General features: G+C 54.3%; 18 protein-coding genes and 1 tRNA gene. 8 read left to right on the top strand and 11 right to left on the bottom strand.

All coding sequences use genetic code 11. The features are described from left to right. Positions 1-5 precede the first annotated feature (5 nt). From QEH52_RS08185 to QEH52_RS08145, 9 genes are all read right to left on the bottom strand, one after another. The gene (locus tag QEH52_RS08185; protein ID WP_308949623.1) at positions 6-683 is read right to left on the bottom strand and encodes an energy transducer TonB; all 678 of its coding nucleotides are present in this window, start codon (positions 681-683) and stop codon (positions 6-8) included. Positions 684-702: 19 nt separating this feature from the next. Then, positions 703-1,107 (bottom strand): ExbD/TolR family protein, encoded by a 405-nt coding sequence (locus QEH52_RS08180; RefSeq protein ID WP_308949622.1) that lies wholly within the window; start codon positions 1,105-1,107, stop codon positions 703-705. Then, positions 1,104-1,712: a MotA/TolQ/ExbB proton channel family protein gene (locus tag QEH52_RS08175; protein WP_308949620.1), complete on the bottom strand. Its 609-nt coding sequence runs from the start codon at positions 1,710-1,712 to the stop codon at positions 1,104-1,106. The genes QEH52_RS08180 and QEH52_RS08175 overlap by 4 nt, the downstream gene beginning before the upstream one ends. Then, positions 1,712-3,091, bottom strand: coding sequence for a MotA/TolQ/ExbB proton channel family protein (locus tag QEH52_RS08170; protein ID WP_308949619.1), 1,380 nt, complete (start codon positions 3,089-3,091; stop codon positions 1,712-1,714). Before QEH52_RS08170 ends, QEH52_RS08175 begins: the two co-directional genes overlap by 1 nt. 52 nt (positions 3,092-3,143) lie before the next feature. Next, positions 3,144-3,923 carry a DUF3450 family protein gene (locus tag QEH52_RS08165; protein WP_308949618.1) on the bottom strand — a complete coding sequence of 260 codons (780 nt, stop codon included), beginning with the start codon at positions 3,921-3,923 and terminating at the stop codon, positions 3,144-3,146. A 139-nt stretch (positions 3,924-4,062) separates the two neighbouring features. Beyond that, positions 4,063-5,067 (bottom strand): L-threonylcarbamoyladenylate synthase, encoded by a 1,005-nt coding sequence (locus tag QEH52_RS08160; RefSeq protein WP_308949617.1) that lies wholly within the window; start codon positions 5,065-5,067, stop codon positions 4,063-4,065. Positions 5,068-5,214: 147 nt separating this feature from the next. Then, a complete protein-coding gene (gene rpsR, locus QEH52_RS08155) occupies positions 5,215-5,412 on the bottom strand; it encodes a 30S ribosomal protein S18 (protein WP_308949616.1) in 198 nt (65 codons plus the stop codon). A 263-nt stretch (positions 5,413-5,675) separates the two neighbouring features. Further along, positions 5,676-7,802 carry a RecQ family ATP-dependent DNA helicase gene (locus QEH52_RS08150; RefSeq protein WP_308949615.1) on the bottom strand — a complete coding sequence of 709 codons (2,127 nt, stop codon included), beginning with the start codon at positions 7,800-7,802 and terminating at the stop codon, positions 5,676-5,678. 50 nt (positions 7,803-7,852) lie between these two features. Beyond that, complete coding sequence (locus QEH52_RS08145; RefSeq protein ID WP_308949613.1) at positions 7,853-8,674, bottom strand: HAD-IIB family hydrolase; 822 nt, start codon at positions 8,672-8,674, stop codon at positions 7,853-7,855. A 322-nt stretch (positions 8,675-8,996) separates the two neighbouring features. Here QEH52_RS08145 and QEH52_RS08140 point away from each other — a divergent pair, with 322 nt between their 5' ends. The 7 genes from QEH52_RS08140 (at position 8,997) to QEH52_RS08110 (ending at position 17,793) form a co-directional block, all read left to right on the top strand. Beyond that, the gene (locus QEH52_RS08140; RefSeq protein WP_308949612.1) at positions 8,997-11,171 is read left to right on the top strand and encodes an HAD-IIB family hydrolase; all 2,175 of its coding nucleotides are present in this window, start codon (positions 8,997-8,999) and stop codon (positions 11,169-11,171) included. After that, positions 11,164-13,122: an alpha-amylase family glycosyl hydrolase gene (locus QEH52_RS08135; protein WP_308949611.1), complete on the top strand. Its 1,959-nt coding sequence runs from the start codon at positions 11,164-11,166 to the stop codon at positions 13,120-13,122. The genes QEH52_RS08140 and QEH52_RS08135 overlap by 8 nt, the downstream gene beginning before the upstream one ends. 75 nt (positions 13,123-13,197) lie before the next feature. Further along, positions 13,198-13,272, top strand: a tRNA-Arg gene (locus tag QEH52_RS08130). A gap of 329 nt (positions 13,273-13,601) precedes the next feature. Beyond that, a complete protein-coding gene (locus tag QEH52_RS08125; protein ID WP_308949609.1) occupies positions 13,602-14,009 on the top strand; it encodes a single-stranded DNA-binding protein in 408 nt (135 codons plus the stop codon). A gap of 74 nt (positions 14,010-14,083) precedes the next feature. Further along, on the top strand, positions 14,084-16,693 hold the full coding sequence (locus QEH52_RS08120; protein ID WP_308949608.1) for a DEAD/DEAH box helicase family protein: 2,610 nt from the start codon (positions 14,084-14,086) through the stop codon (positions 16,691-16,693). Positions 16,694-16,837: 144 nt separating this feature from the next. Beyond that, positions 16,838-17,248 (top strand): hypothetical protein, encoded by a 411-nt coding sequence (locus QEH52_RS08115; RefSeq protein WP_308949607.1) that lies wholly within the window; start codon positions 16,838-16,840, stop codon positions 17,246-17,248. Between the two features lie 74 nt (positions 17,249-17,322). Then, positions 17,323-17,793 carry a 3'-5' exonuclease gene (locus QEH52_RS08110; RefSeq protein ID WP_308949606.1) on the top strand — a complete coding sequence of 157 codons (471 nt, stop codon included), beginning with the start codon at positions 17,323-17,325 and terminating at the stop codon, positions 17,791-17,793. An 11-nt stretch (positions 17,794-17,804) separates the two neighbouring features. On the opposite strand, the gene QEH52_RS08105 is transcribed toward QEH52_RS08110, so the two are convergent. Together QEH52_RS08105 and QEH52_RS08100 are read right to left on the bottom strand one after the other, a co-directional pair. Further along, positions 17,805-18,518, bottom strand: coding sequence for an esterase/lipase family protein (locus tag QEH52_RS08105; protein WP_308949605.1), 714 nt, complete (start codon positions 18,516-18,518; stop codon positions 17,805-17,807). Beyond that, positions 18,515-19,087 (bottom strand): TetR/AcrR family transcriptional regulator, encoded by a 573-nt coding sequence (locus QEH52_RS08100; RefSeq protein ID WP_308949604.1) that lies wholly within the window; start codon positions 19,085-19,087, stop codon positions 18,515-18,517. Before QEH52_RS08100 ends, QEH52_RS08105 begins: the two co-directional genes overlap by 4 nt. An 88-nt stretch (positions 19,088-19,175) precedes the next feature. Here QEH52_RS08100 and QEH52_RS08095 point away from each other — a divergent pair, with 88 nt between their 5' ends. Beyond that, complete coding sequence (locus QEH52_RS08095) at positions 19,176-21,887, top strand: DUF2339 domain-containing protein (RefSeq protein ID WP_308949603.1); 2,712 nt, start codon at positions 19,176-19,178, stop codon at positions 21,885-21,887. The last annotated feature ends 141 nt before the right edge of the window (positions 21,888-22,028 follow it).

Raw genomic sequence — 22,028 nt, 5'->3', positions numbered from 1 at the left:
GTGGTTTAATTGATAGAGAATTTCATGGGCAGAACGAACACGGTGCGTGCAGGTTCGCCGTTCTTAGTCGGTGGCGTGTAGCGGAAGTCTTCGGCGGCTTGAATGGCGGGGCGTTCGAAAGCGCTATGTGTCGATGAAATGACGGATTGCACGTTCACGCGTCCGGTTTCGTCCAAGAGCACTTTCAGGCGAACGACGCCTTCGACCCGCTCACGCAGCAGATTCGGCGGATGCTTGGGGCGTCGGCCTTTCAGCATACGTGGCATCTCGTCGAGATCAGAGATCTCGAAGGTCATGATTTCCGAGGCGGTATCCCCGGCGACATCGAAGCCAGCGACTGAGAACGCGTTGGAGAAGTCATCCCCCATGCCAGGGTTCAGTGCCATTTCCAGTTGCGCGAGATCCAAGGGAGGTGGTGGCTCCGATAGGTCTGGTGGGGGGGCTTCTTCGACCGGCGGTTCTTCCGGTGGTGGCTCCTCCGATGGCGGTGGCGGTGGCGGTGGCGGAGCCACGTCGATCGATCGCAGTGTGACTAGTTCGCGGGTTTGATTGCCGATGAACTGAGTAAAAGGAAAGAGGACGAAGATGCCAATCGTCAGGGCCGCCGCCGCGCTGATCACTCCAAGGCTTCGCGATGAAAACTTAGGTTTATCGGGGGCGGTATCTTCTGGTCTATGCTTCACAAATAGTCTGGGCTGGTGGTTAATGCGCCGTTGAGATGTTAACGACTTGCGCACCTCCGAGCTTAGATTCGTCGATCACGCGCACTAGGCGCTCCGTGCTGACAGCCTTATCCGCTTGTAGGATGACTGGCATCTCGGGGTCATCCCGAGTGAGTCGTTGCACGAGACTGCGGACACCATTGACGCCGATGTCGCGGCCCCCGTAAACAACTTCACCCTTGGGAGTGAGTGCAATGAGAATACTCTGTTTGTCTAGGTCCACCGCGGAGGCGGCTTCCGGTTTATTCACATCGATCCCTGTTTCCTCGACGAAGACAGTGGTGACGATGAAGAAAATCAGTAGGATGAACACCATGTCGATGAGCGGTGAGAGATTGATCTCTTCACTCTCTTCGGCTGGGCTGGAAAAGCGTCGTTGTATCATGATTCTTTATGTGTGCGTTCAAATTTTTGAGCTGTGCGTATTTCGAGCTCTGAGAAAAAGCCTTCCAATCGCTGGCAACGTGTTTTGGCGTGGTGCACCAAGATGTAACCAGGAATGGCGATGATGAGGCCGGTTTGCGTGGTGATGAGCGCTTGCGAGATGCCGCCTGCGACGACGTCTAGCGCGCTGCCGCGACTTGAAGACAGGCCGTTGAAGGTCACGATCATACCGATGACCGTGCCCAGTAGCCCGGTGAGGGGCGCGACTGTGACTAGGATCGATAGGTAGTAAATGCGCCGGCGGGCAGGGTTGATATAAGCGTGTCGTAATTCGTGAACGCGTGAGCGAATCGAATCCATTTGCTTGCTGCCTTCTTGTGCGAATCGAATCGCGGCTCCTAGCATGCCGGTGCCGTCTTCTGGTTTGTCGATCCAGTGGCCCCAGGTGTTTTTGTCGTCCTTATCGAAACCGTATTTACGGAAGAAGAACACGAGTTCAAACCCCGCGAGGTAAATGCATAGTGCGAGCACTGCCAGCGGGAACATGAGCCACCCACCTTGTACCCATATCTCTATGATTGTGGTGATTAGTTCGTGGCTATTCATTATTTTTCGCGGGCGATTTTCAGTCCATTAACAAAGGCAATTGCTTGCTTCTCCATTGTGGCGAGGATGCCATTGGCTCTGCGGGAGAGCACAGCATGTAAGATGAGGGCCGGGATGGCGACGATCAGACCGAACTCAGTGGTGATCAGCGCTTCGGAAATACCTGAAGATAAGTTACGCGCATCGCCGGTTCCGAAGATGGTGATCAATTTGAAAGTATTGATCATACCGGTCACCGTGCCGAGCAGGCCCAAGAGTGGGGAGACCGCGGCGGTGGTGGCGACGAAGGAGAGTAGTCGTTGCACGCGAGGTTGAGTCTCGACGACCTTCTCGATGCAGAGCTCCTCCACGAGTGCGACAGACTCACCCGAGTGGCGAACACCGATGCGCAGCATGTCGCCGGCAGGGCCTGGTAGGTGGGCGGCGGACTCTGTGGCTTCTTCGTGTTTACCTTCTTTGATTAGGCCCACCAGTTTGGCGACGGCACCCTCATCTGGAGTTTTAATGCCGTATAGTTCGAGTGCCTTAAAGGCTGCGATCACGAGCGATACCAGTGCAAAGCCGAGAATAGGAACGATCCAGACGCCACCCTTTTGAATGTGTTCGATCAGAGTTTCTTTGGTTTGCTCGATTGCGCGTGCATTACCCATCGAAGCATCGATCGGGATCAGGCCCGTGCTGCCGGATGTGGCGGAGGCGACTGCCTCGCTAATGTCGTATTCAGGAATCGGCTCGACTGCTGGGCGAAGTGATTCGCCGCGGATGACCAGACCGCCACCTTTTTCCGAGGAAAAGTAAGCCAGAGGCCCTGCCAGCAGGAAGGTGCCTTGTGTGTAGCTACCGTCGGGAAGGACTGCGCCGCCTTGAAAGGAGCTGCCGCCGGAGATTTCCTTGGCGCGCTCCAGGCCGAGGCCAATGCCGTTGGCGAGTTGTGTGATGGAAGTCTCGCCGTCTTCAGAAGCTTCCGCACTGTTGAGGATCTCCAAGAGTTTCGGTTCGTAGCTTTCCACTTCGCTGACGTGGATGCGTGCTTGTAGGCCCCGCACGTATTCGTCCAGCAAGTTGCTTGCATACTGGATCTCTTCTTCGCGCCCCTTGATTTGGGAGCGCAGTTGGTCGAGTCGTAAGTCGGCGTTGTCCTGCACGGCGCGAGCCGCTTCGGCTTCGCCGCGTAAGGTGCGGACTTCAGCTTCTAGGTTACGTCGCTCTTGAGCGAGTGGTATTTTCTCCTCGCGAATTTCTGCACGTAATTCGGCAAGTTCGCTGAGGGCTGCTTCGAGATCTGCATTGGCAGATTGTTTCACACTATCCAGTGACTGCGCGCTGAGTAACTGTAAGGAGAATAGGCTAATTAATAGAAAGTATAGGCTACGTTTCATGGATCAAAGAATCGTTTGGTAGTAGTAGTTTTCGATTGAGCGTACGTAGCGCTTATTGAATCGAGAGTGGAATCGAGACGTATTTTGCGGGCGTCTCGTTTTTATAGACGGCAATCAGCTCTTTAATATCGGCTGCGGCTTCGGGGGCTGCTTCCCAGGTCCAGCCTTCGGGGCCGGGTTTTCCGTAGCCCGCTGAACTGCCTTCGGCATCGCTATAAACGGCATAGGCTAGGCCGAAATAAAGTGTATCGGTTTCTTTAGTGGCTTCGCCCGAGTCGCGTAACTCTTTACGGTAGGTGACGGATGAATTGAACTTATCCACTTGAGATAGAATGCCGACGACCGATTGCAGGCGGCGTCCGATTCCCGCATTGGAGCTGGCATTTTCTTCGGTCGGCAAGCGACGAATGAGGGGCGCGAGCTCCTCTTGTAGCAATGCGGGCAGGCTAGGCACCCACGCGGTCATCTCGCTCTCATAGCCGGTGAGCACTTCACCTAAGGTGGCGGCGTCGGCATCTAAGCTTTCCTTTTTAAGCGAGAGCTCTGTGCGCTCGTTGGCAGCAGCCTCGGCGGCGTCTTTGCGGGAATCAATGGTCTCAGCCAGCATCTCCTTCTCAGCATTGAGTAGCTCAATGGTATCAGCGATCAGGGCCTTTTCAGTGGCCCATTCTTCGCGTTCTTGAGAGATCAGTGCTTTCACTTTGACCCATTCTTGTAGGACGTCGCGCGTCTCACTCGGAACTGAGCCAGAAGCGGATGTGAATGCAAAAAGGCACGCAAGGGAGGCTGTTGCCACTCCAGCGCACCGCGGTAGTCGAATCGTTTGGTGCATACACGGTGTAATGCACATCTGGTGCCAAATAGGAAAAAAAGAGCTAAATAATTTTCCGATTAGATTGGCTGATCCCTGTTTTACTTTCTTCTAATAGCTTTAAGTGCTTGTCGATTCAGTGCTTGCGAACGTCAGTATTCTACGGGCGCTTGGCTGCAGCGCGACTTAGACGGTCGTTGACCGCGACGCCGATCGCTTGATTGAGGGCGCGCTCGATGTGTAATCTTGTGTACTTGGCTTGGTCCAACTTTTGGATCAGCCCAAATAAATTATGCGCAATTTCTGCAAGTTCGCCGTTTTCTGAAAGCCAAAAAGTGTTGGATGTTTCACTCGCTAGCTTCGAATCGCAGGGCTTGACGGTATAGATCACAGCTTCTGTTTCCTTTACTTGTTGGGCTTTTGTGCCGTGTGCAAATAATGTGATCGGAGTCTTCGGGCTATAGTGCTGGGTCAGCATGCCTGGCGCAGCCTGTGCACTGGTAATGGGGACTGTAGCTTTGTTTGTATCCGAGTTTTGAATACAATTTTGAATGCCTAGGGCTTCTGCTGAAAGCGGGCCTGGGCGTAGGATTTTGGGCGCAGCTGGATCGCGCAGATCCACAATGGTGGATTCCACTCCGTGGTCACAGGCGCCACCGTCTAGCACCGCGAGGATACGATTGCCCAGTGTGGCATCTACGTGCTGGGCGAGTGTCGGGCTGACGTATCCGAAGGGGTTGGCGCTGGGGGCGGCGAGTGGGAATTCGAGCCGTTTTAATAGACTGCGGAATACCGGGTGTGCGGGCACACGCACGGCTGCGCTGGGAAGGCCCGCGGTGACGAGGTCGGAGATGCTGTCCTTTTTGGGGAGTATTAGGGTGAGCGCGCCAGGCCAGAACTGGGCGGCTAGTTTGCGAGCTCGATCGTTAAATTCGACATGAGCCTCTGCATCTTCCAAGGAATGAAAGTGTACGATTAGGGGATCTATTAGGGGCCGCCCTTTCACTTCGAAGATCTTTCGCACGCTGACTTCGTTGAGTGCATTACCTGCGAGTCCGTAGACCGTCTCCGTTGGGACGCCGACGACTGCTTCGTCGCGTAGCAAATCCGCGCATAGGTCAATGTTCGCTTCGGTCGGTGGCAGTATTTTGCAGGCGTGGGTCATTTGGCTGGTGTGCGGCGTATCTGCGGTGGTGTTTGATTACTGTAGGCAGCGCTGAGAGGTCCGCAAGCGGACACGACAGGTAGATATAAAAAATCCTTCACCTAATTAAAGGAGAAGGATTGGAAAGTCCTGTTTCAGCTCAAGGGCTTACTGCATAGTCAGCATGTTACGAGCCTGCTTGATGCGGTTCGTAATGCGACGCTGGTGCTTTGCGGAAAGGCCTGTGTCTTTACGAGGAAGGATCTTACCAGTTTCTGTGACGAAACGGGAAAGTAGCTCCACATCGTTGAACGTGTAGTCCATCGGGTTGCGGGAGCGATTAAGTGTCTTGTTGTCAGTGCTCATGAAGCGACGGAAAGTATGGGGTTCACGCTAGTGTGCAAGTACAATTTTGGCAAAAATTTAAGTGTTGCTCGCTTAAAATTTAGTCAAAAGAAGGTCGAACATCGAAGGTCCAAGTTTGAATGTCGAAATAATGGCTTCTTCAGGGGATTTTTCATTGTCTCTCGCCTCTACGGGCCAGACGTCCGTTCAATGTTCAATGTTCAATGTTCAATGTTCAATGTTCAATGTTCAATGTTCAATGTTCAATGTTCAATGTTCAATGTTCACGCGTTATGAGCTTTGATCACCTCTAGGAAGGGGGGTAGCACCGTTTTCAGTTTAGCGGGGCCGATGCCGCGGATCTTGATCGCTTCGCGCTCGCTGCTTGGTTTGAGGTTGGCCAGCTCGACCAATACAAAGTTGGGGAATACGGTGTAGGCAGGCTTGCCGTGGGCAGCGGCCATTTCGCTGCGCTTCGCAGCCAGCTTTTGATAGAGTGCGTTGTCTAAAATGCCTTCGGGCGCCTGTCCTTTTTTCAGCTTTTTGGCTGTGGTGACTTTGCCAGCGCTCCCAGCTGTGCGCTCGGGCAGTGCCAGGGCCGGTTGAGCGAGGCCGCGCATGACTTGCGAGCCGAGTTCGGTGAGCTTTAAGAGGGGGAAACCTTCTTCGGTCACGACTTGTATCAGTCCCGCCTGCTCGAAACTTTCGAAGAGTGCATCCACAAAGGCGCTGCCTTCGCGCTTGAGTATGCCATAGGTGGAGAGTGCGTCCAGTCCCGCATCGAGGATGGGGGCCGATTGGCTGCCGAGTAGGCATTGAATGATTTTACGCTTCCCGAAGCGGGGGGTCCATTCGTCGGGAGCGCGACGGCTGCTCATGCGAGCAACGCCACTGAGCGCCATCTTCACCAAGGTCCACTCATCGGCCTTAACCTCGCGATTGGCCAGTTGCTTGCGTTGCCGGCAACCGTCGCAGCGACCGCAGGGCTGGCTGTTGCGTTCGCCAAAGTAGTTGAGAATCCACTGCTGGCGGCAGCCGGAGGCGTAAGCGAAGTCAATGACTGCCTTTAAGCGGGCCTCGTCGCGTTGAGCTTTGATGGCCAGAGCTTGTCCGTCCAGTGGTAGGTCGCGACCGCTTTGGCCAAGTTTGAGAATGCGGGTGCCTTTGAGTCGTCGCCCGGGCACCTCGAAACGTTCGATCCATTTATGGCGTGAGAGTGTGGATATGGCGGTGCTAACAGCCATCGGGTTGACCTTGCGGCCTGTATTTAGACGCTCACAGAGGTCATCGACAGGCAGCCGCACTTCGTGGTTTTCGTCACTTTCGGCGCATAGCATGTCAAATACCCGGGCGATCAGTTCTTTGCCAGGGTTGGCACCTTCGATGAAAAAGTCCTGCACCCGCTTGTCCGCGTAGGAGAAGAGCATTTCGCAGACCGAAGGGGCGCCATCGCGCCCCGCGCGCCCGCCTTCCTGATAGTAAGCTTCCACACTCCCCGGCATTTCGTAGTGGCAAACGAAGCGGATATCGGCACGGTCGATTCCCATGCCGAAGGCATTGGTGGCGACGACTACGTCCGACCTGCGCTGCATGAAAATTTCCTGCGCTTGCGTGCGCTCCTTATCGGATAGCCCGCCGTGGTAGCGAATGACGGAGCCTGCCAATGGCTCAATGGCGGCTGCCACTTTATCGACCGACTTACGTGTGGCGCAATAGACGATGCCAGTCTTATGCTGTTTGATCAGGCGCAGTAGAGCCTCCTGCTTATCGGCGTTGGAGCCGATTTTGCGCACCTTAAAACTTAGGTTCTCACGGGCAAAGCCTGCCACGAATTCCGCAGGTTCACGCATTTCCAGCACCTGCATGATGTCGCCCTGCACATCCGGAGTGGCTGTGGCGGTTAGCGCGATGCAGGGTGGGGAGCCCAGCGCTTTGCGCGCTTCACCCAGTCGCATGTAATCGGGCCGGAAATCGTGCCCCCACTGGGAGAGGCAGTGCGCTTCGTCAATGGCGAACAAGCTGATGGCGTCTTTCGGCAGCGCATTGAGGAAACTTTGCGAGCGAAAACGCTCCGGAGCGACGTAGACCAGCTTGAGCGTGCGTTGGCGGATAGCGTCCAATGTGGCCCGCTGCTCTTCCAGCGTCTGCGAGCTGTTGAGCAGCCCCGCAGGCAGGCCACGTGCTTGCAGCGCGTCCACTTGATCCTTCATCAGCGCAATCAGCGGTGAGACCACCAGTGTCACCCCCGGTAGCAGTAGCGCGGGCAATTGAAAGCAGAGGCTTTTACCGCCCCCCGTCGGCATCACCACTAAAGTATCTTTTTTCTCTAGTACAGCTTCGATAATCGCTTGCTGCGGCTGCCGAAAGGAGGGCATGCCAAAGTATTTTTGCAGAGCGGATTCAGGAGTCATAATCTATGACTGTGCAAATGTTCATGCGATTGCCAAGCCTAACTCGCCGACTAGATTAATCCGAAGTGTCGGCAGCCCTCTAATACACCGCTGCTTGCACGGTGTTCTGCTAAATATAGCCGTTCTTCTAAGGAGCGTTTTGCCAGGGCCGCTTGCACTTTATCGACCAGCCCTTCGCTAGCATTTGCCACAATGATGGCACGGAAACCACTGACGAGTGCGGCGTAATCATTTCCTGAGTCGCCGGAGTAGATGACTTCGTCGGGGCGAAAGTTGGCATGGGTGCTCAACCAAAGTAAGGCGTAGGCTTTAGACACGCCACGTGGCATGACATCTATCAGACCGCAATTTAGGAACGGATCCAGACTTCCCATACAGTCGTAGGGCAGCTGGGCTTGTTTGAGGCGTTGGCCGATGTCATCGACTAATCGAGTCACCGTGTCCGCTGCAGATTGATAGCTGATCTTAAAGCGTTGTTGATGGTCGGGCGGTTGTAATTCCAGCCCTTCGACTGTGAATAGAGCCTCTTCGACAGCTTGGCGGTCGACGCCTCCGGAGCTTTGTTCTAGATGTGCTTCGTAAGCTGTGAATACTTCGAAGCGCTCGCCTATGCGTTGATAGATTGCGCTGCCTACATCGCAAATAATCCATTCGGGAGAGGGTAGGTCGTATTGCTGCATGGCTTCGAGCACCGATTCATAGTGTCGTCCGGTCGCAAACACCAGCTTGGCCTTTGACTTGGAAAGTGCCTGATTGAGAGCTTTTAAGTCGCTGGGATGCTCCGGGCTGTCGGGCAAGGGAATGAGCGTGCCATCGAGATCCGTCGCGAGCACGGTCGGGGCGATTCTGGCTTCTGGGTTGAAATGATTCATCAGATAGTATTGTGTGTGGATGCGTCGCAGGAGCGGGCCAATGTGCTGGAGCTGTAGCGCTCATCATGAAATTTAACATACATGATCTTAAGTGAATCTCTAGCCGGAATTGTGACGAAAATCAAATTCGACTCAAGCTAGCACGCATCTCATGCGAGTGAATACGGCTTTGAAGTCTGCAATTTTCGGCATGCAGCCTGCATAGATGAGTGATAGGCGCTTATATGACTCATTTCGTGCAGAACGCCATGCGCTCTGCTGCGAAACTTTGCAAAATGCAACATGGCGCCGCCTTAATATAGAATTCTAGCAATCAATAATCATGGTTAAAGAAAAAGGAATCCGTATTGCATTGATCAGCCTGCATGGTTTGATTCGAGGTGATGAACTTGAACTCGGTCGCGATGAAGACACTGGGGGCCAGACACGCTATGTACTTGAGTTGGCTCGTGCGCTTTCAGAGTGCGAAGATGTGGCTAGAGTAGACTTGATCACACGTCAGGTCGTGGACGACAAGGTGTCGGATGACTATGCGAAACTCGAAGAACAGATTGCAGATAAAGCTTACATTGTACGTATCCCTTTTGGGCCCAAGCGTTACTTGAGTAAGTCTAAGCTGTGGCCTTATATGGAGATGTTTGTCGATCAGTGCCTCAATCATTTTCAGCGCACGCGTACGGTGCCGGATGTCATACATGGCCACTATGCCGATGCTGGTTACGGCGGTGGGCAGTTGGCTCGACTCTTAGGCATCCCCTTTATTTTTACTGGCCACTCTTTAGGGCGTGTGAAGCGCCAACGCTTGGAAGATTCAGGACTTAGCGCAGAGAAAATTGAATCGCGTTACGCCATCTCCACCCGTATCGAGGCCGAAGAGTTTGCTTTAGAGACTTGCTCGTTGATTTGCACCAGCACGCGTCAGGAAGTGAAGGAGCAGTATGAGCAATACGAGAATTACATTCCTGAGCGGATGGAAGTGATCCCTCCTGGAGTGGACTTGAGCAACTTCCGTGCGCCCCGCGAGGAAGATGTGAGTTCACAGCTAGTGCAGGACGTGCGTAGCTTTTTACATCAGCCAGATAAGCCTATGTTGGTTGCGATGGCACGTCCCGATGAGCGCAAGAATTTGGAGATGCTTGTGAAGACCTACGGGGAGTCTCCGCAATTACAGCGCGAGGCTAATCTGGTTTTAGTCATGGGGACGCGTGATGATTTACGGCAAATGCCTGCAGGGCAGCGTGCGGTACTGCTCAATGTGCTCACGCTGATCGATGTGTATGATCTATATGGCAAGGTCGCTTATCCCAAGAGTCATAAGGCCGATGATGTCGCGACGCTCTATCGTGAGATTACTAAGTCGCGTGGCGTCTTCGTGAACGCTGCGATGACGGAGCCCTTTGGCTTGACGCTACTCGAAGCCGCAGCGAGTGGAGCGCCAATTGTCGCGACTAACGATGGGGGGCCCAACGACATCATTGCAAATTGTAACAATGGCGTATTGGTCGACCCCTTCGATCCTAAGTCGATTGAGAAGGCGCTGCTGCATGCCCTGTTAGAGCCTGCGCAGTGGGATGAATGGTCACGGGCGGGCTTGGAAAACGTCAATAAATACTACTCTTGGCAGCGGCACGTCACACGCTATTTACGCGATGTCAAGGAAGTGCTGAAAGATGCCGATGCCCCCGCGCCGATTGCCCGCGGCCGCAAGAGCCGGCGTTTGCCGCAGGTTGATCGTCTAATTATTGCCGATATTGATAATACCCTCACGGGGAATGATGAGGCGATGGAGGATTTCTTCCGCTTAATTAGCGAGGCCGAGGATAATATTGGTTTCGGCATTGCGACCGGTCGTCGTTACGAGGATGTGTTGCCACTGATGGAATCTTTAAACATTCCCAACCCCGAAGTGCTCATTACCTCGGTCGGTACTGAGATTTATTACGGCAAAAACTACACCTTGGACACGAGCTGGCGTAAGCATATCGACTTCCGTTGGGCGCCCCAGCGTATCCACGAGGTGCTCGATCCCGTCGATGGTTTATACCTGCAGGAAGAAAGCGAGCAGTCCACTTTTAAGGTGAGTTATAAGGTCGATTTTTCCGTTGCTCCGAAGTTAGCACATATCAAACGTATCCTGCGGGAGCATGGTGTGCGTGCGAAGTGTATTCTGTCCTTGGGCATGTTCCTGGACATCATCCCCTGTCGTGCTGGAAGTGGTCTTAGTATTCGCCACATGGCATTCAAGTGGGGGTATCCGCTGGAGCACATTCTAGTGGCGGGTGATTCAGGTAACGACGCAGGTATGCTCGCTGGCAATACGCTCGGTGTTGTGGTGGGCAATTACAGCCGCGAGCTCGAAAAGCTGCGCAAGTATCCGCGCGTTTATTTTGCCGAACAAGAGCATGCTGCCGGTATTATTGAAGGCATCCAGTATTATAACTTCTTGGATCAAATTACGATCCCGAATGAGAAATTGACAGCCAGTGAGGATGACTGATTTGGATTTAGTATATGAAGCCTCTCGCACCTTAGGCCGTGTGCGTCCTAAGATTTTAGAAAAGATTGAAGCCAGTTCACTTAGTTATGATAGCTGTGCTCTGAATATAGAGACGATCGATGCTCGCCTAGAGGAGCATTGGCCGCGTCTTTTCGAGCTCTTGTATCGGCTCTACGGGCAGCATTACGATTTTTATTATTATCTGGAGCGCATTTTACTCACCGCCGTGGATTGTTGGCTCAGTCGTCCCGAGGACTTGTGTCAACTCGACGTGCGTCGCGAGAACGATCCTAATTGGTACCTCTCCGAGCGTATGGTCGGTGGTTCGCTTTATGTGGATCTGTTTAGTGGCGACTTGAATCAACTGCGTGATAAGATCCCTTATCTAAAAGACTTGGGTCTGACTTATGTGCACCTGATGCCCTTGTTCAAGGATCGTGAAGGCAATAGCGATGGTGGCTACGCTATTAGTGACTACCGCAGTGTGAATCCTGACCTCGGCACGATGGAGGATTTGCGCGCTTTAGCGCACGATTTTCGAGCGGTTGGCATTTCCTTGGTGATCGATTTTGTCTTTAATCATACTTCCGATGACCACGAGTGGGCGGTCCGTGCGCAAGAGGGCGAGCGCGAATACCTCGACTATTTTCACGTATATCCCGATCGTAGCATTCCCGATCAATATGAACGCAGCTTGCGCGAAATATTCCCCACGATACGTCGCGGCAATTTTACTTGGCAGGAAGGCATGCAGAGCTGGGTATGGACGACATTCAATAGTTTTCAATGGGACCTTAAATATGCGAACCCCGAGGTCTTTCGTGCGATGGTAGAGGAAATGCTCTTTCTCGCCAATACCGGTGTTGAAATATTGCGCCTAGATGCGGTTGCCTTCATTTGGAAACAGATGGGGACCAATTGTGAGAATTTGCCTGAGGCACATTTATTGATCCAGGCATTTAATGCCGTGTGTCGCATCGCGGCACCTGGGCTCGCTTTCAAGTCTGAGGCGATTGTGCATCCCGATGAAGTTGTCAAATACATCAGCCCCGAGGAGTGTCCTATTTCGTATAATCCGACATTGATGGCATTGCTCTGGGAGGCGGTTGCGACGCGTGAAACCAAGTTGCTCAAGCAATCGGTCGGCCATCGTCAGCATCTGTTGCCGGGCACTGTATGGGTGAACTATTTGCGTGGGCATGACGACATCGGCTGGTCTTTTGACAATGGAGATGCCTGGGCCGTCGGCATTAACCCCGACGACCATCGCAACTTCTTGAACAGCTTTTACACAGGCGCATTTAAAGGTTCCTTTGCTGCAGGCGTGCCTTTTCAACATAATACCGATACAGGAGACATGCGCGTTTCGGGCACTATGGCTTCACTTGCGGGTTTGGAGCAGGCGCTTGTGAGTGGAGAGCCCAAGCTGATCGAGATGGCGGTGCGTCGCATACGGATGCTTTATGGCGTGTTGTGTAGCATTGGTGGCATACCACTCATCTTCCTTGGCGAGGAATGGGGAATGCTCAACGATTACGATTATCTGGCAGACAAAGAGAAGAAAGACGACAGTCGCTGGGTACATCGGCCTATGATGGACTGGAGTCTCGTCGGTGAGCTCAAGAAAAAGAATTCTGTGCGGGCACGTATTTTTCGAGAGTTGCAGGAGTTGTTTGAAACACGTAAGGCATGCCCGGCTTTTACTGGCAGCCAGATGCGCTTATTAGAACCGGAGAATGGACACGTGATCAGCTATCTGCGTTGGAGCGAAGGCCACTTGCTCGTAGTGATTGCGAATTTCTCCGATGCCCCCCAAACTGTTAATATGCGCCGTCTACGTACCGAGGGACTCGCACATTTTTTCAAAGATACACTGAGTCAGCGAACTTTATCCACTCATGACATTCTGGAATTAGAGCCCTATGAGCTGTTATGGTTGGTAGAAGACTAAGATTTTCGATCAAAAGCCTTTACCTATTTAGTTAAGCTCATGTATTCAAAGGTACGATTAGATTGTCCTGTAGCGGTCCCCTTAGTTTAACGGATAAAACTACTGTTTCCTAAATAGTCGATCTGGGTTCGATTCCCAGAGGGGGCACCAGGCTCCGTCCGAAACTCGTTTCGGCTAACGGAGCCTGTCTCGGCGTAATGCAATGAAGCCGGACTGCTGGGGGCGGGGCGAAGACTACGCCTTGGCAGGCCAGGCTCCGTCCGAAACTCGTTTCGGCTAACGGAGCCTGTCTCGGCGTAATGCAATGAAGCCGGACTGCTGGGGTGGGGCGCGATGACGCGGAGTGCTATTTTGTTCACCTTATTTGCTTGACAGTAGCCTTGCCTTTATGCGATAGAGGAAGGCGTTCTTTATTTTGGAGGACATCGAAAACGATTCATTCGTAGCAAGCTAAATTAACGTAACTGAAAGGAAATATTATGAATCAGACAATCATCAGCGGACACCTCACAGCCGACATTGAAACTCGCGAAATCAAAGCTCGCGAAAAAGCCAACGGCGTTCAGCACCTAAGTAAATTCACGCTCGCCTGTAATGATGGGGAGCGTGTGGTTTTCATGCCTGTCGAGGCGTGGAATATGCCACATTTGGCCGAGCACTTGTTTAAGGGCTCCAAAGCATTGCTTGCGGGCAGTCTTAAACAAGAGCACTGGGAGACAGATGCGGGGGATAAGCGTAGCCGCATCGTATTGACTGCGCACAAGGTGGACTTTCTCGACCCCGCGCCAAGCCGTGAATCGCATTCGCATCCGGAAAGAGGCCTGCAAAGAGGCCAGGACACGCGTCGCACTCGCTCACAGCATCGACCTTCGCGCTCGGCGGCTTGATTCGCTGCTTGCCCTGGGGCAGTTTGCGCTCGGATAAGATTGATTTGGCGCGTCCGATGCGGTGACTTACTTTTGTGCCGACATTTCCTCCAACACTGTGCTTCGCCCATCCGTGGCGCGATTATCAAGCGCGAGCCTTGGCGGAGATGGAGGCGCACTTGGACGATGCCCGTCTACATGTTGTCGCGCCGCCGGGGTCTGGTAAGACGGTTCTTGGGCTGGAGTTCATGCGTCGTTTGGCGGGCCCCAGCTTGGTGGTCGCGCCGACTCGCACCATTCAGTCGCAATGGGCGGAGCGTTTGCGCCAAGATTTTGCCGCGGGCGCTGCGGATTGGATCAGCCTCGACTTGCGCCAGCCTGGTTTAGTGACGATCACGACCTATCAGATGGTCGATCAGGTCATGTCGCAGCCCGGGGCGGAGCCAGTCTTGGCCGCTCTGCGTGCGCTTGGGGTCCAAACTCTGCTTCTGGATGAGGCACACCACCTCAAGCAGGCTTGGTGGCAGTCGATTATTGATCTGCGCAAACGTATTGAGGGGGTGCATACTATTTCGCTGACTGCGACACCTCCTTACGACTCGTCGGCTGCAGAGTGGGAGCGCTATATTCAGCTCTGTGGCGAAATCGACATGGAGATTCCAGTGCCGGAGCTGGTGTTGAATGGCGATTTGTGCCCACATGTAGACCTGCTCTATTTCGAGTTCGCCAGTCCCGAAGATCTGCAACAACGCGCAAGCTTTCAAAGCCAGATCAACGAGTTGGTTGCTGACTTGTTACATCGGGACTCGCTCGCTGAGCAAATCAATAAGCATCCATGGTTGCTGGACCCCGAGGCGCACGAAGTCGATATTTATGCCGAAGTGGAGTGGTTTTCGTCGCTGCTTATTTATCTCCACACCCGAGGAGCGCGGTTGCAGCCAGAGCTACTCGAATTGTTAGATGCGGAGGCGGGCGAATTGCCGTGTTTCGATACCGAGTGGGCGCAGGTCTTACTGCGTGGCATTGTCTCTAAAAAGCAGCGTTCGCTATGGCCGCAGGACTTTGTGAGACAGATCGAAGCTTTGCTGAAGCAGCGCGGTGCGATTGAGCGAGGGCATGTGCATTTACTTCCGAGCCATGCGCGGAATCGCCGCCTGATGCGTAGTGCCACCAAGTTGCGCTCGATTGAAGCGATCGTGCGCGTGGAACGTGAGACCCATGGCGCGGACTTGAGATTGTTGGTGCTGTCGGACTACATTTATCCCGAATTTCTGGGCACGTATTGTGAGCGGAGCCGCAATGCAAAATCTTTGAAGCTGGGAGCGGTGCCCATCTTTGAGAGACTACGTCAGCTGGGAGACGAGCGGGTCGGTCTGCTCACAGGTTCCATGGTCATTATTCCTGCGAGCGCAGCGGGCACCTTGTTAGAGGTTTGCCGTGAGCGGGGACTCTCACCGGCGGATGTGCGCTTAGAAGTGCTCGAGGCATTGCCTGACTATCGAGCGCTCACTTTGCTGCGCGGTGCTTCGAGGCAACTGGTGCCCGTGATGACCGAGACCTTTGCGCGGGGCGCGATTCATATACTTTCAGGCACGCAAGCCTTGCTGGGCGAAGGTTGGGATGCGCCCTGTATCAACAGCTTAATCATTGCCTCCAATGTCGGCTCCTTCGTGTCGTCCAACCAAATTCGGGGCCGAGCCATTCGCACCAATCCCTCGAGTCCGCTGAAAGTATCTAAGATCTGGCACCTCGTCACACTCACGGGGGTGCCCCATGACGAGCCCGATTTGGACTGCGTGCGGCGCCGGCTCAAAACCTTTGTCGGTCCGAATCACCGCGAAGCGGCGATTCAATCGGGATACGAGCGCTTGGGCATTCCCGCCAGTATTTTGACTCCACAGCAATGCGAGCAGGTAAATGATGAAATGCAGGCGCTCTCTGCCAATGCCAGCTGGATTCGTCAGGCATGGCTCGGGCCTGCCAATGCTCCCGATTGGAAAGGATTGTTTTATCGTAGCATTCAAGTCAAAGGGCGCAAGTTGATGCATTACGCTTATCTGTGGAGGACCGTAGAAGCGGTCTTGTATGGCGCCGCGTTATCGATTCTTGGCGTGGGGTTTGATGCCTTTCGACACATGCTCTCCGGTGGTCGCGGTCTCGCGGTATGGGGAATGTTGCTACTGATGCTCTTGATCGGGCTGCTGCGAATCGCTCCCGATCTTTGGCGGGCCCTGCGGCTCTATCGTCAATATGGGCTCACGGGAGTGACTGCAGATCGAGTCGGGCGCTCCCTGTTTCGCACAATGCATGCGCTCGGGAAGTTTGACGAAGACGTGCCGGAGCAAGCTCTCACGGTGGACCGATTTATGGGCCAGGTTTCTGTCTCACTCAAAGGTGGCAATCGTATGGACCGTCATCATTTCGCCACAGCCTTTTTAGAAATGATGGGGCCCATTCGCTCGCCGCACTATTTGATTTCATCGGTTACCAGCGCTCGCAGCAGTTATTTCCCTGTTCCAGAATTACTGCGTGGCAGCGAAGCAGAGCGAACTGAATTGTTGCGACAAGCGAAGCGACTGATGGGGAATGTGCGCTTGGTGCACTGTAGAAGTCGCGAAGGCCGCCGGGTTTTACTCCAGGCGCGCGCCTGTTCTATTTTTAACGAATGGGAAGATGCTGGCGAAAGCCTGTCACGCTGGGAGTAGTGCTGCCACCATTGTCCGCTCAGAGCTGGTTCGAGGGGAGTCTGCTGTGTCTGAATTGAAAGTAGTTAGTTGACTGATTGTGGTTTTGTTCGATGATCGAGCCGACACTCGCCACGTGCGTCCACCGTATCAACCATTTGTCCTATGAAATTTTTAGAGAAACTATTTAGTCAAGAGTCTCGCTCCACCCCTGAGTCCGAATTGCAGCAAGCAGAGCGCGAAGCGATTATTGATCTGCTACTGATGGCGATCTATGTGGATCAACATTTATCATTGGCAGAGACCAAAGAGTTTGACCATGCCGCTGATTCGCTCGGTTGGGATTCCAGCACGGGGCCCTCGGTTTACATTTGCAATGCGACCGACCGCGCGAGAACCGCTCGTATCAGCGAAGAGCTGACCGCAGATTTTATCGCATATGTCGCGGAGCGCCTGAGCGAAAATTCAAAGCCACGCGCTTTGGAACTGCTCAATCGTCTCTTCCAATCGGACGGCCTCACCGATAAAGAAAAGGGCTTTCTACAGCAAGTAAGAGACGCCTTCGGCAGCGCTTGAGTTTAGTTCTGAAATTCAGCGCAGTCTGGGCTAATGCGCTTGCTTCGAGGGCCGTTTTTTTGAGAAGAACAGGCATGCCGACATTTACCGCGATCGATTTTGAGACAGCCCAGCCGAAGCGTTGGAGTATTTGCCAAGTGGGCTTGGTGCGGGTGGAGGCGGGCGTCGTCACCCAGGAACTCTCGCTTTTGGTGCGGCCGCCGGAGGATATGTATTCGGGTTTCAATACCGCGGTGCATGGGCTGACGGCGCGCGATACGATGACGGCGCCGGGCTTTGATGCGATTTGGCCGCAGATCGCCAACTTCATCGAAGGGCAAACGGTGGTGGCGCATAATATGGCCTTCGACGGTTCTTGCCTGAAGCAGGCACTGGAGTTTTACGGGCTTCCGTTGCCACTGTTTGAGAAGCAGTGCACCTATAAGTTGTTTAAGAAAAAGCTGAATTATTGCTGCGAGGAGTTCGATATCCCACTGAATCACCACGATGCGCTGTCGGATGCGCGTGCCTGTGCGGCACTGTATTTGCGCTCCTTGCGCGGGTGAGCTGTTGGGGTTTACTGCAACGTGCCGGTCTGAAGATAGTGTATCACCTCTTGGATGACTGTTTGCTTTTTCATGATCATCGGGTGAGTGGTGTGGAGCACTTTGTAGGCGCGCATGCCTGCGACGCGGGCGCTGGTAGTGGAAACCTTGCCGTCGTCTTGGCCGGGGATCATGAGGGAGTTGATCCAGTTGATACTGCGATCGCCGGTGATGACGGCGCAGTCGAAATTGATTGCGGGCAGTTGGCCGATGAAGCTGTCTTTGTCGGTGCCGAGTTGTTGCCCAGCCGGGCCGTTGATCTTTTGAAAGAGCCACCAATGGCCAATTTTATCGACGACTTCGCTGCCGGCGTTGGGCGGGCTGAGCATGACGACGCGAGCGAGCTTGGGCAATGGGGTGGTGGCTTGGATCTGGCGCACGAGAATGCCACCGAGTGAGTGGGTGACGATGTGCACTTTTGTGGCTTTGGTGGTCTGTGTGCGTATTTGATGATGGACGTTTTCGGCCAGCTGCTCGATGCCATGCTGGCGTGAGTCGTAGCTCAGGTTGTGCACTTGGTAGCCTTCGTTGACGAGTGCGCGCTGCATTTTATTCATGGAGGCGGCGCTGCGGGCGAGGCCGTGGAGTAGGACAACGTGCTCTTGGGCGTGGGTGCTTCCGTAGCTGAGGCTCATGATCACTAGTATATAGAGGAGGCGTATGGGGTGGGGCGGCGTGCGGCTCATTGTAGGAATTGGTCGAGGAAGTGAGTCAGTAGATCTTCCGCGGGGTCGGGTTCGCTGACGTTGAGCTTGCCGCTTTGCTGTAGTAGGCAGATGCCATGCAGGGTGGACCACAGGATCTTTGCTTTTTGGCGCGCGAGTGTGGGGGAGCTGCTGAGTGGCATCATGGCGTCGCATACCTGGTCGAAAATCGCGTGAATGGCGGCGTGATAGTCGTCGGAATTATAGTCGAGCGGCTGGGCAAAGAGTAGGGACCACAGCTGCGGCTGCGCGTGATGGAAGTCCAAGTAAGCCTGCGCGATGCGACGGATGCGGCTTTCGCTTGTTTCGCCGGGTTGATGGAGTGTGCGCAGGCTGTCGGCGAAGCTGTGCATGCTCTCGATATTGATGGCTGCGATGAGACCATCGATGTTTTCAAAGACATTATAAAGCGTGCCGGGCGTGTAGCCGATCGCTTGGGCGACCTTGCGTGCGGTTAGCGCGCTGGGGCCCTGTTCGATGACGATCTGGCGACCGGCTTGGATTGCCAATTGTGTGAGTTCTTCGCGGGAGTGGTCTTTGCGGCGGGCCATGGGTCAATTTGTTAGAGTTCTTTATTATTATGAACGTTGTTTAAAATTAATATTGAACAATGTTCAATTGTATTTTTTAAGATTCGGTATGTTAGAAATATTTGGGCTGCTGCTTGTCTTGGGTTTGATCGCTAGTTTGATTTTGCCTTGGGTGAATTTGGGGCGGATTAGCCGCACCCGCAGTGAACTGGAGCGACTCAAGCGTGAGCTAGGGGAGCTGCAGGATCGCAAAGACGCGGCGGTTATTCGGGAGGAGGTAGGGGCTTCATCGATGAAGGTCGCCGAGGCCAAGCCAACGGAATCCAGGGTTTCGCCGTCGCGCGACGCAAGGACTCGGCCTGAGAAAATGGCCGAGTCAGCCACTGGGGCGAATGCGGAGATTCGCGATCCCGGGAACGCAACTCTCCCGAGTTGCTCTGCGTCAGAGTCAGTCACTGGGGCGAATGCGGAGATTCGCGATCCCGGGAGCGCAACTCTCCCGAGTTGCTCTGTCTCAGAGCCGGTCGAGTCCGCTGAGCCGCAAGACTGGTTTGGCAAGGTCGCCGTTTGGGTTGGGGGGATTGCTTTATTGATGGCGGGCTTTTATATGATTAAATACTCGATCGAATCTGGCTGGCTGACGCCGCTGGTCCGCCTTTGGTTGACGGTGGGTTTTGGAGGCCTGCTCTGCGGGGCTGGGTTTGTGATTGGAGTGAAATCGTCGATGGCTGCCAATGAGCGCATCGGTCAGGCATTGGCTGGGGCGGGCATTGCGTGCTTATATTTTGCTGCCTACGCAGCCGTGCATATGCATGGATATGTGTCGTTGGGGCTGGGCTTTGTGGCTATGGTGTTGGTTACGGTTTTGGCGGTGCTGTTGTCGCTCAAGAATGGGGCGCCGATTGCGATGATGGGCTTGGTAGGGGGATTTCTCACGCCTTGGCTGATGTCGACGGGCTCGAATGATACGGTGATGCTGTTTGGCTATCTGTTTTTGTTATTCTGTGGGGCGCAGTTTCTATGCGTATGTCGTGGCTGGTGGGCGCTTTTATTGGGCTCTTTGGCGGGTGTTTATCTGTGGTCGGCTGCGGTAATCGTAGGCAATGTCTGTGGTCACTTGGATCAGCTGGCGGGGGTTCTGATCTTCGTAGTGGGTGTCTGCGGGGTGAATGCAGTCTGGGTCTTGCTGGCGAAGAAAGATACTGTGCTGGATGCATCGGCGCTCCCTTGGTTGACGGCTATTCGTTGGCTGACTTGGGGTGGAGGGCTCGTGCAGGGCTTGGTTCTCGTTTTGATCGGCGGTTTTGCCGCAGTCGATATGGCGCTTTTCAGTGCTATAAGTGTGGGTGCGCTGTTGCTGGCTGTGCTGCGTGAAGATGACTTTATTGGGGCCGCCTGGTTGGCCTTGGGCGCGGTGGCGGCGGGCACGCTTGCTAGTATAGATAGCGCGATGTTGAGCTGGTTGTTTGCGCCCTTGGGTTTACTGAGCTTGTTTTTTGTGGTTGGGCACTGGCGTGGGCTGGTGTCGGGCCGGGTTTTGACATGGCGCGCGCTGTCTGTGACGGCAGCACTCAGTGCAGTGCCCTTACTCTATGCCAACCGGGAGTGGGTGGTGGGGGGCGTCGCTGTGTTTCATCGCTCCGCTTGGCTGTGGCTGGCGGCGGTGGTGGCTGGTCTATTGGCGCTGGCGGGTGAACATATTCTTCGCCGAGAGAGCGATGCCGAGGTAGCGGGTGAGTATTCGGCCTTTGCAGTGTTTTTGTTCGGCTTCGGGCTGTGGACTTGTCTGCCGTCGGATTACTTAGAGCAAGCTGCTGGGGCCTTAGTCATCGGCACCGCAGTTTATTGGAAGCTGCGTGCTTTCGGGCGGTCGGCTTTGGTGGCTTCTGTGCTGGGGGTGGCGTGGGCGGCATGCATGCTCGACCATGCTGCCGATGCGGTGGGCTATTTCTTCCGCGAGCAGGTGGGGGCTGGGGCTGCGCAGGATGGGATGGTTGCCTTGGCTTGGGTGTTGGGCTTTGTGGGAGTCGTCACCGTGTGGGGCTGTTTTCGGACTGTCTGGGATGCGGCAGCGCGCAAAGTTGTGACTCGAATACTGGGTGGGGTGAGCCTGCTGGGCTTTGTGGCGATCTATCAATGGCTGGATGCGTCGTATATGCCGTCTGAGTGGTCGTCGGCGACTGTTGAGGGAGGCTTGACCGCGCTGCTGGCGGTGGCGGCTGTGGGCTTTGTCTATCTTGCGCGCGTGTGGACGTCCTGCCATCAGGGGAGCGTGATTTTGGCGGGCTTGGTGGCGCTGCGGGTGGCTTGGCTTCACTTGGCGGATGCGGGGGCGGCGGGGGAGCGTTTCTTCTTCAATGCGCTGTTGTTGCAGTTCGGCCTGCCCTTTGCGGCATCCTGTGTCCTGGCATGGCAGAGTGGGGTGGGCGGCTGTGAGCGTCTGCGCCGTGTGTATCAATTGGCGGCTATGCTGCTCGGCTTTGTCTGGGCGACTTTTCTAGTGCAGGATTATTATGGCGGCAGTTATCTATATGGCGATGGGACTTCGACCGCGGAGATCTACACCTACTCGCTTGTTTGGCTCTTGTTGGCGGTGACTTATCAGGCGATCGGCCTGTGGCGTCAGCAGTCAGTGATACATGTTGGCTCCTTGATTTTACTGCTGCTCACTATTGGCAAAGTCTTTCTGGTTGATGCCGCCGAGTTGGAGGGCCTTTTGCGAGTGTTGTCTTTCCTCGGCTTGGGCTTGGCTCTGATCGGAATTGGATTCTTCTATAATAAAGTGGTATTTGCTCCGCAATTGGAGCGCAGGGCTGACTAAGCACAGACTTTTGCAAAGTACAGAAAATAATCGGCTTTTTTGAAATCGGGGATTGACGAACGCGCTTCTTCCCTCTTTTTTCCGTCGCTCGCTTCCCAATTGAGGCGATAAACCACATTTTTTTAACTCCTCTAACGCAGG

The organism is Thalassobacterium maritimum (assembly GCF_031127805.1).
Lineage (GTDB): Bacteria > Verrucomicrobiota > Verrucomicrobiia > Opitutales > Coraliomargaritaceae > Thalassobacterium > Thalassobacterium maritimum.
Note: the sequence above shows the minus strand (reverse complement) of the source record. Positions and strands in the feature narration are given on the sequence as shown.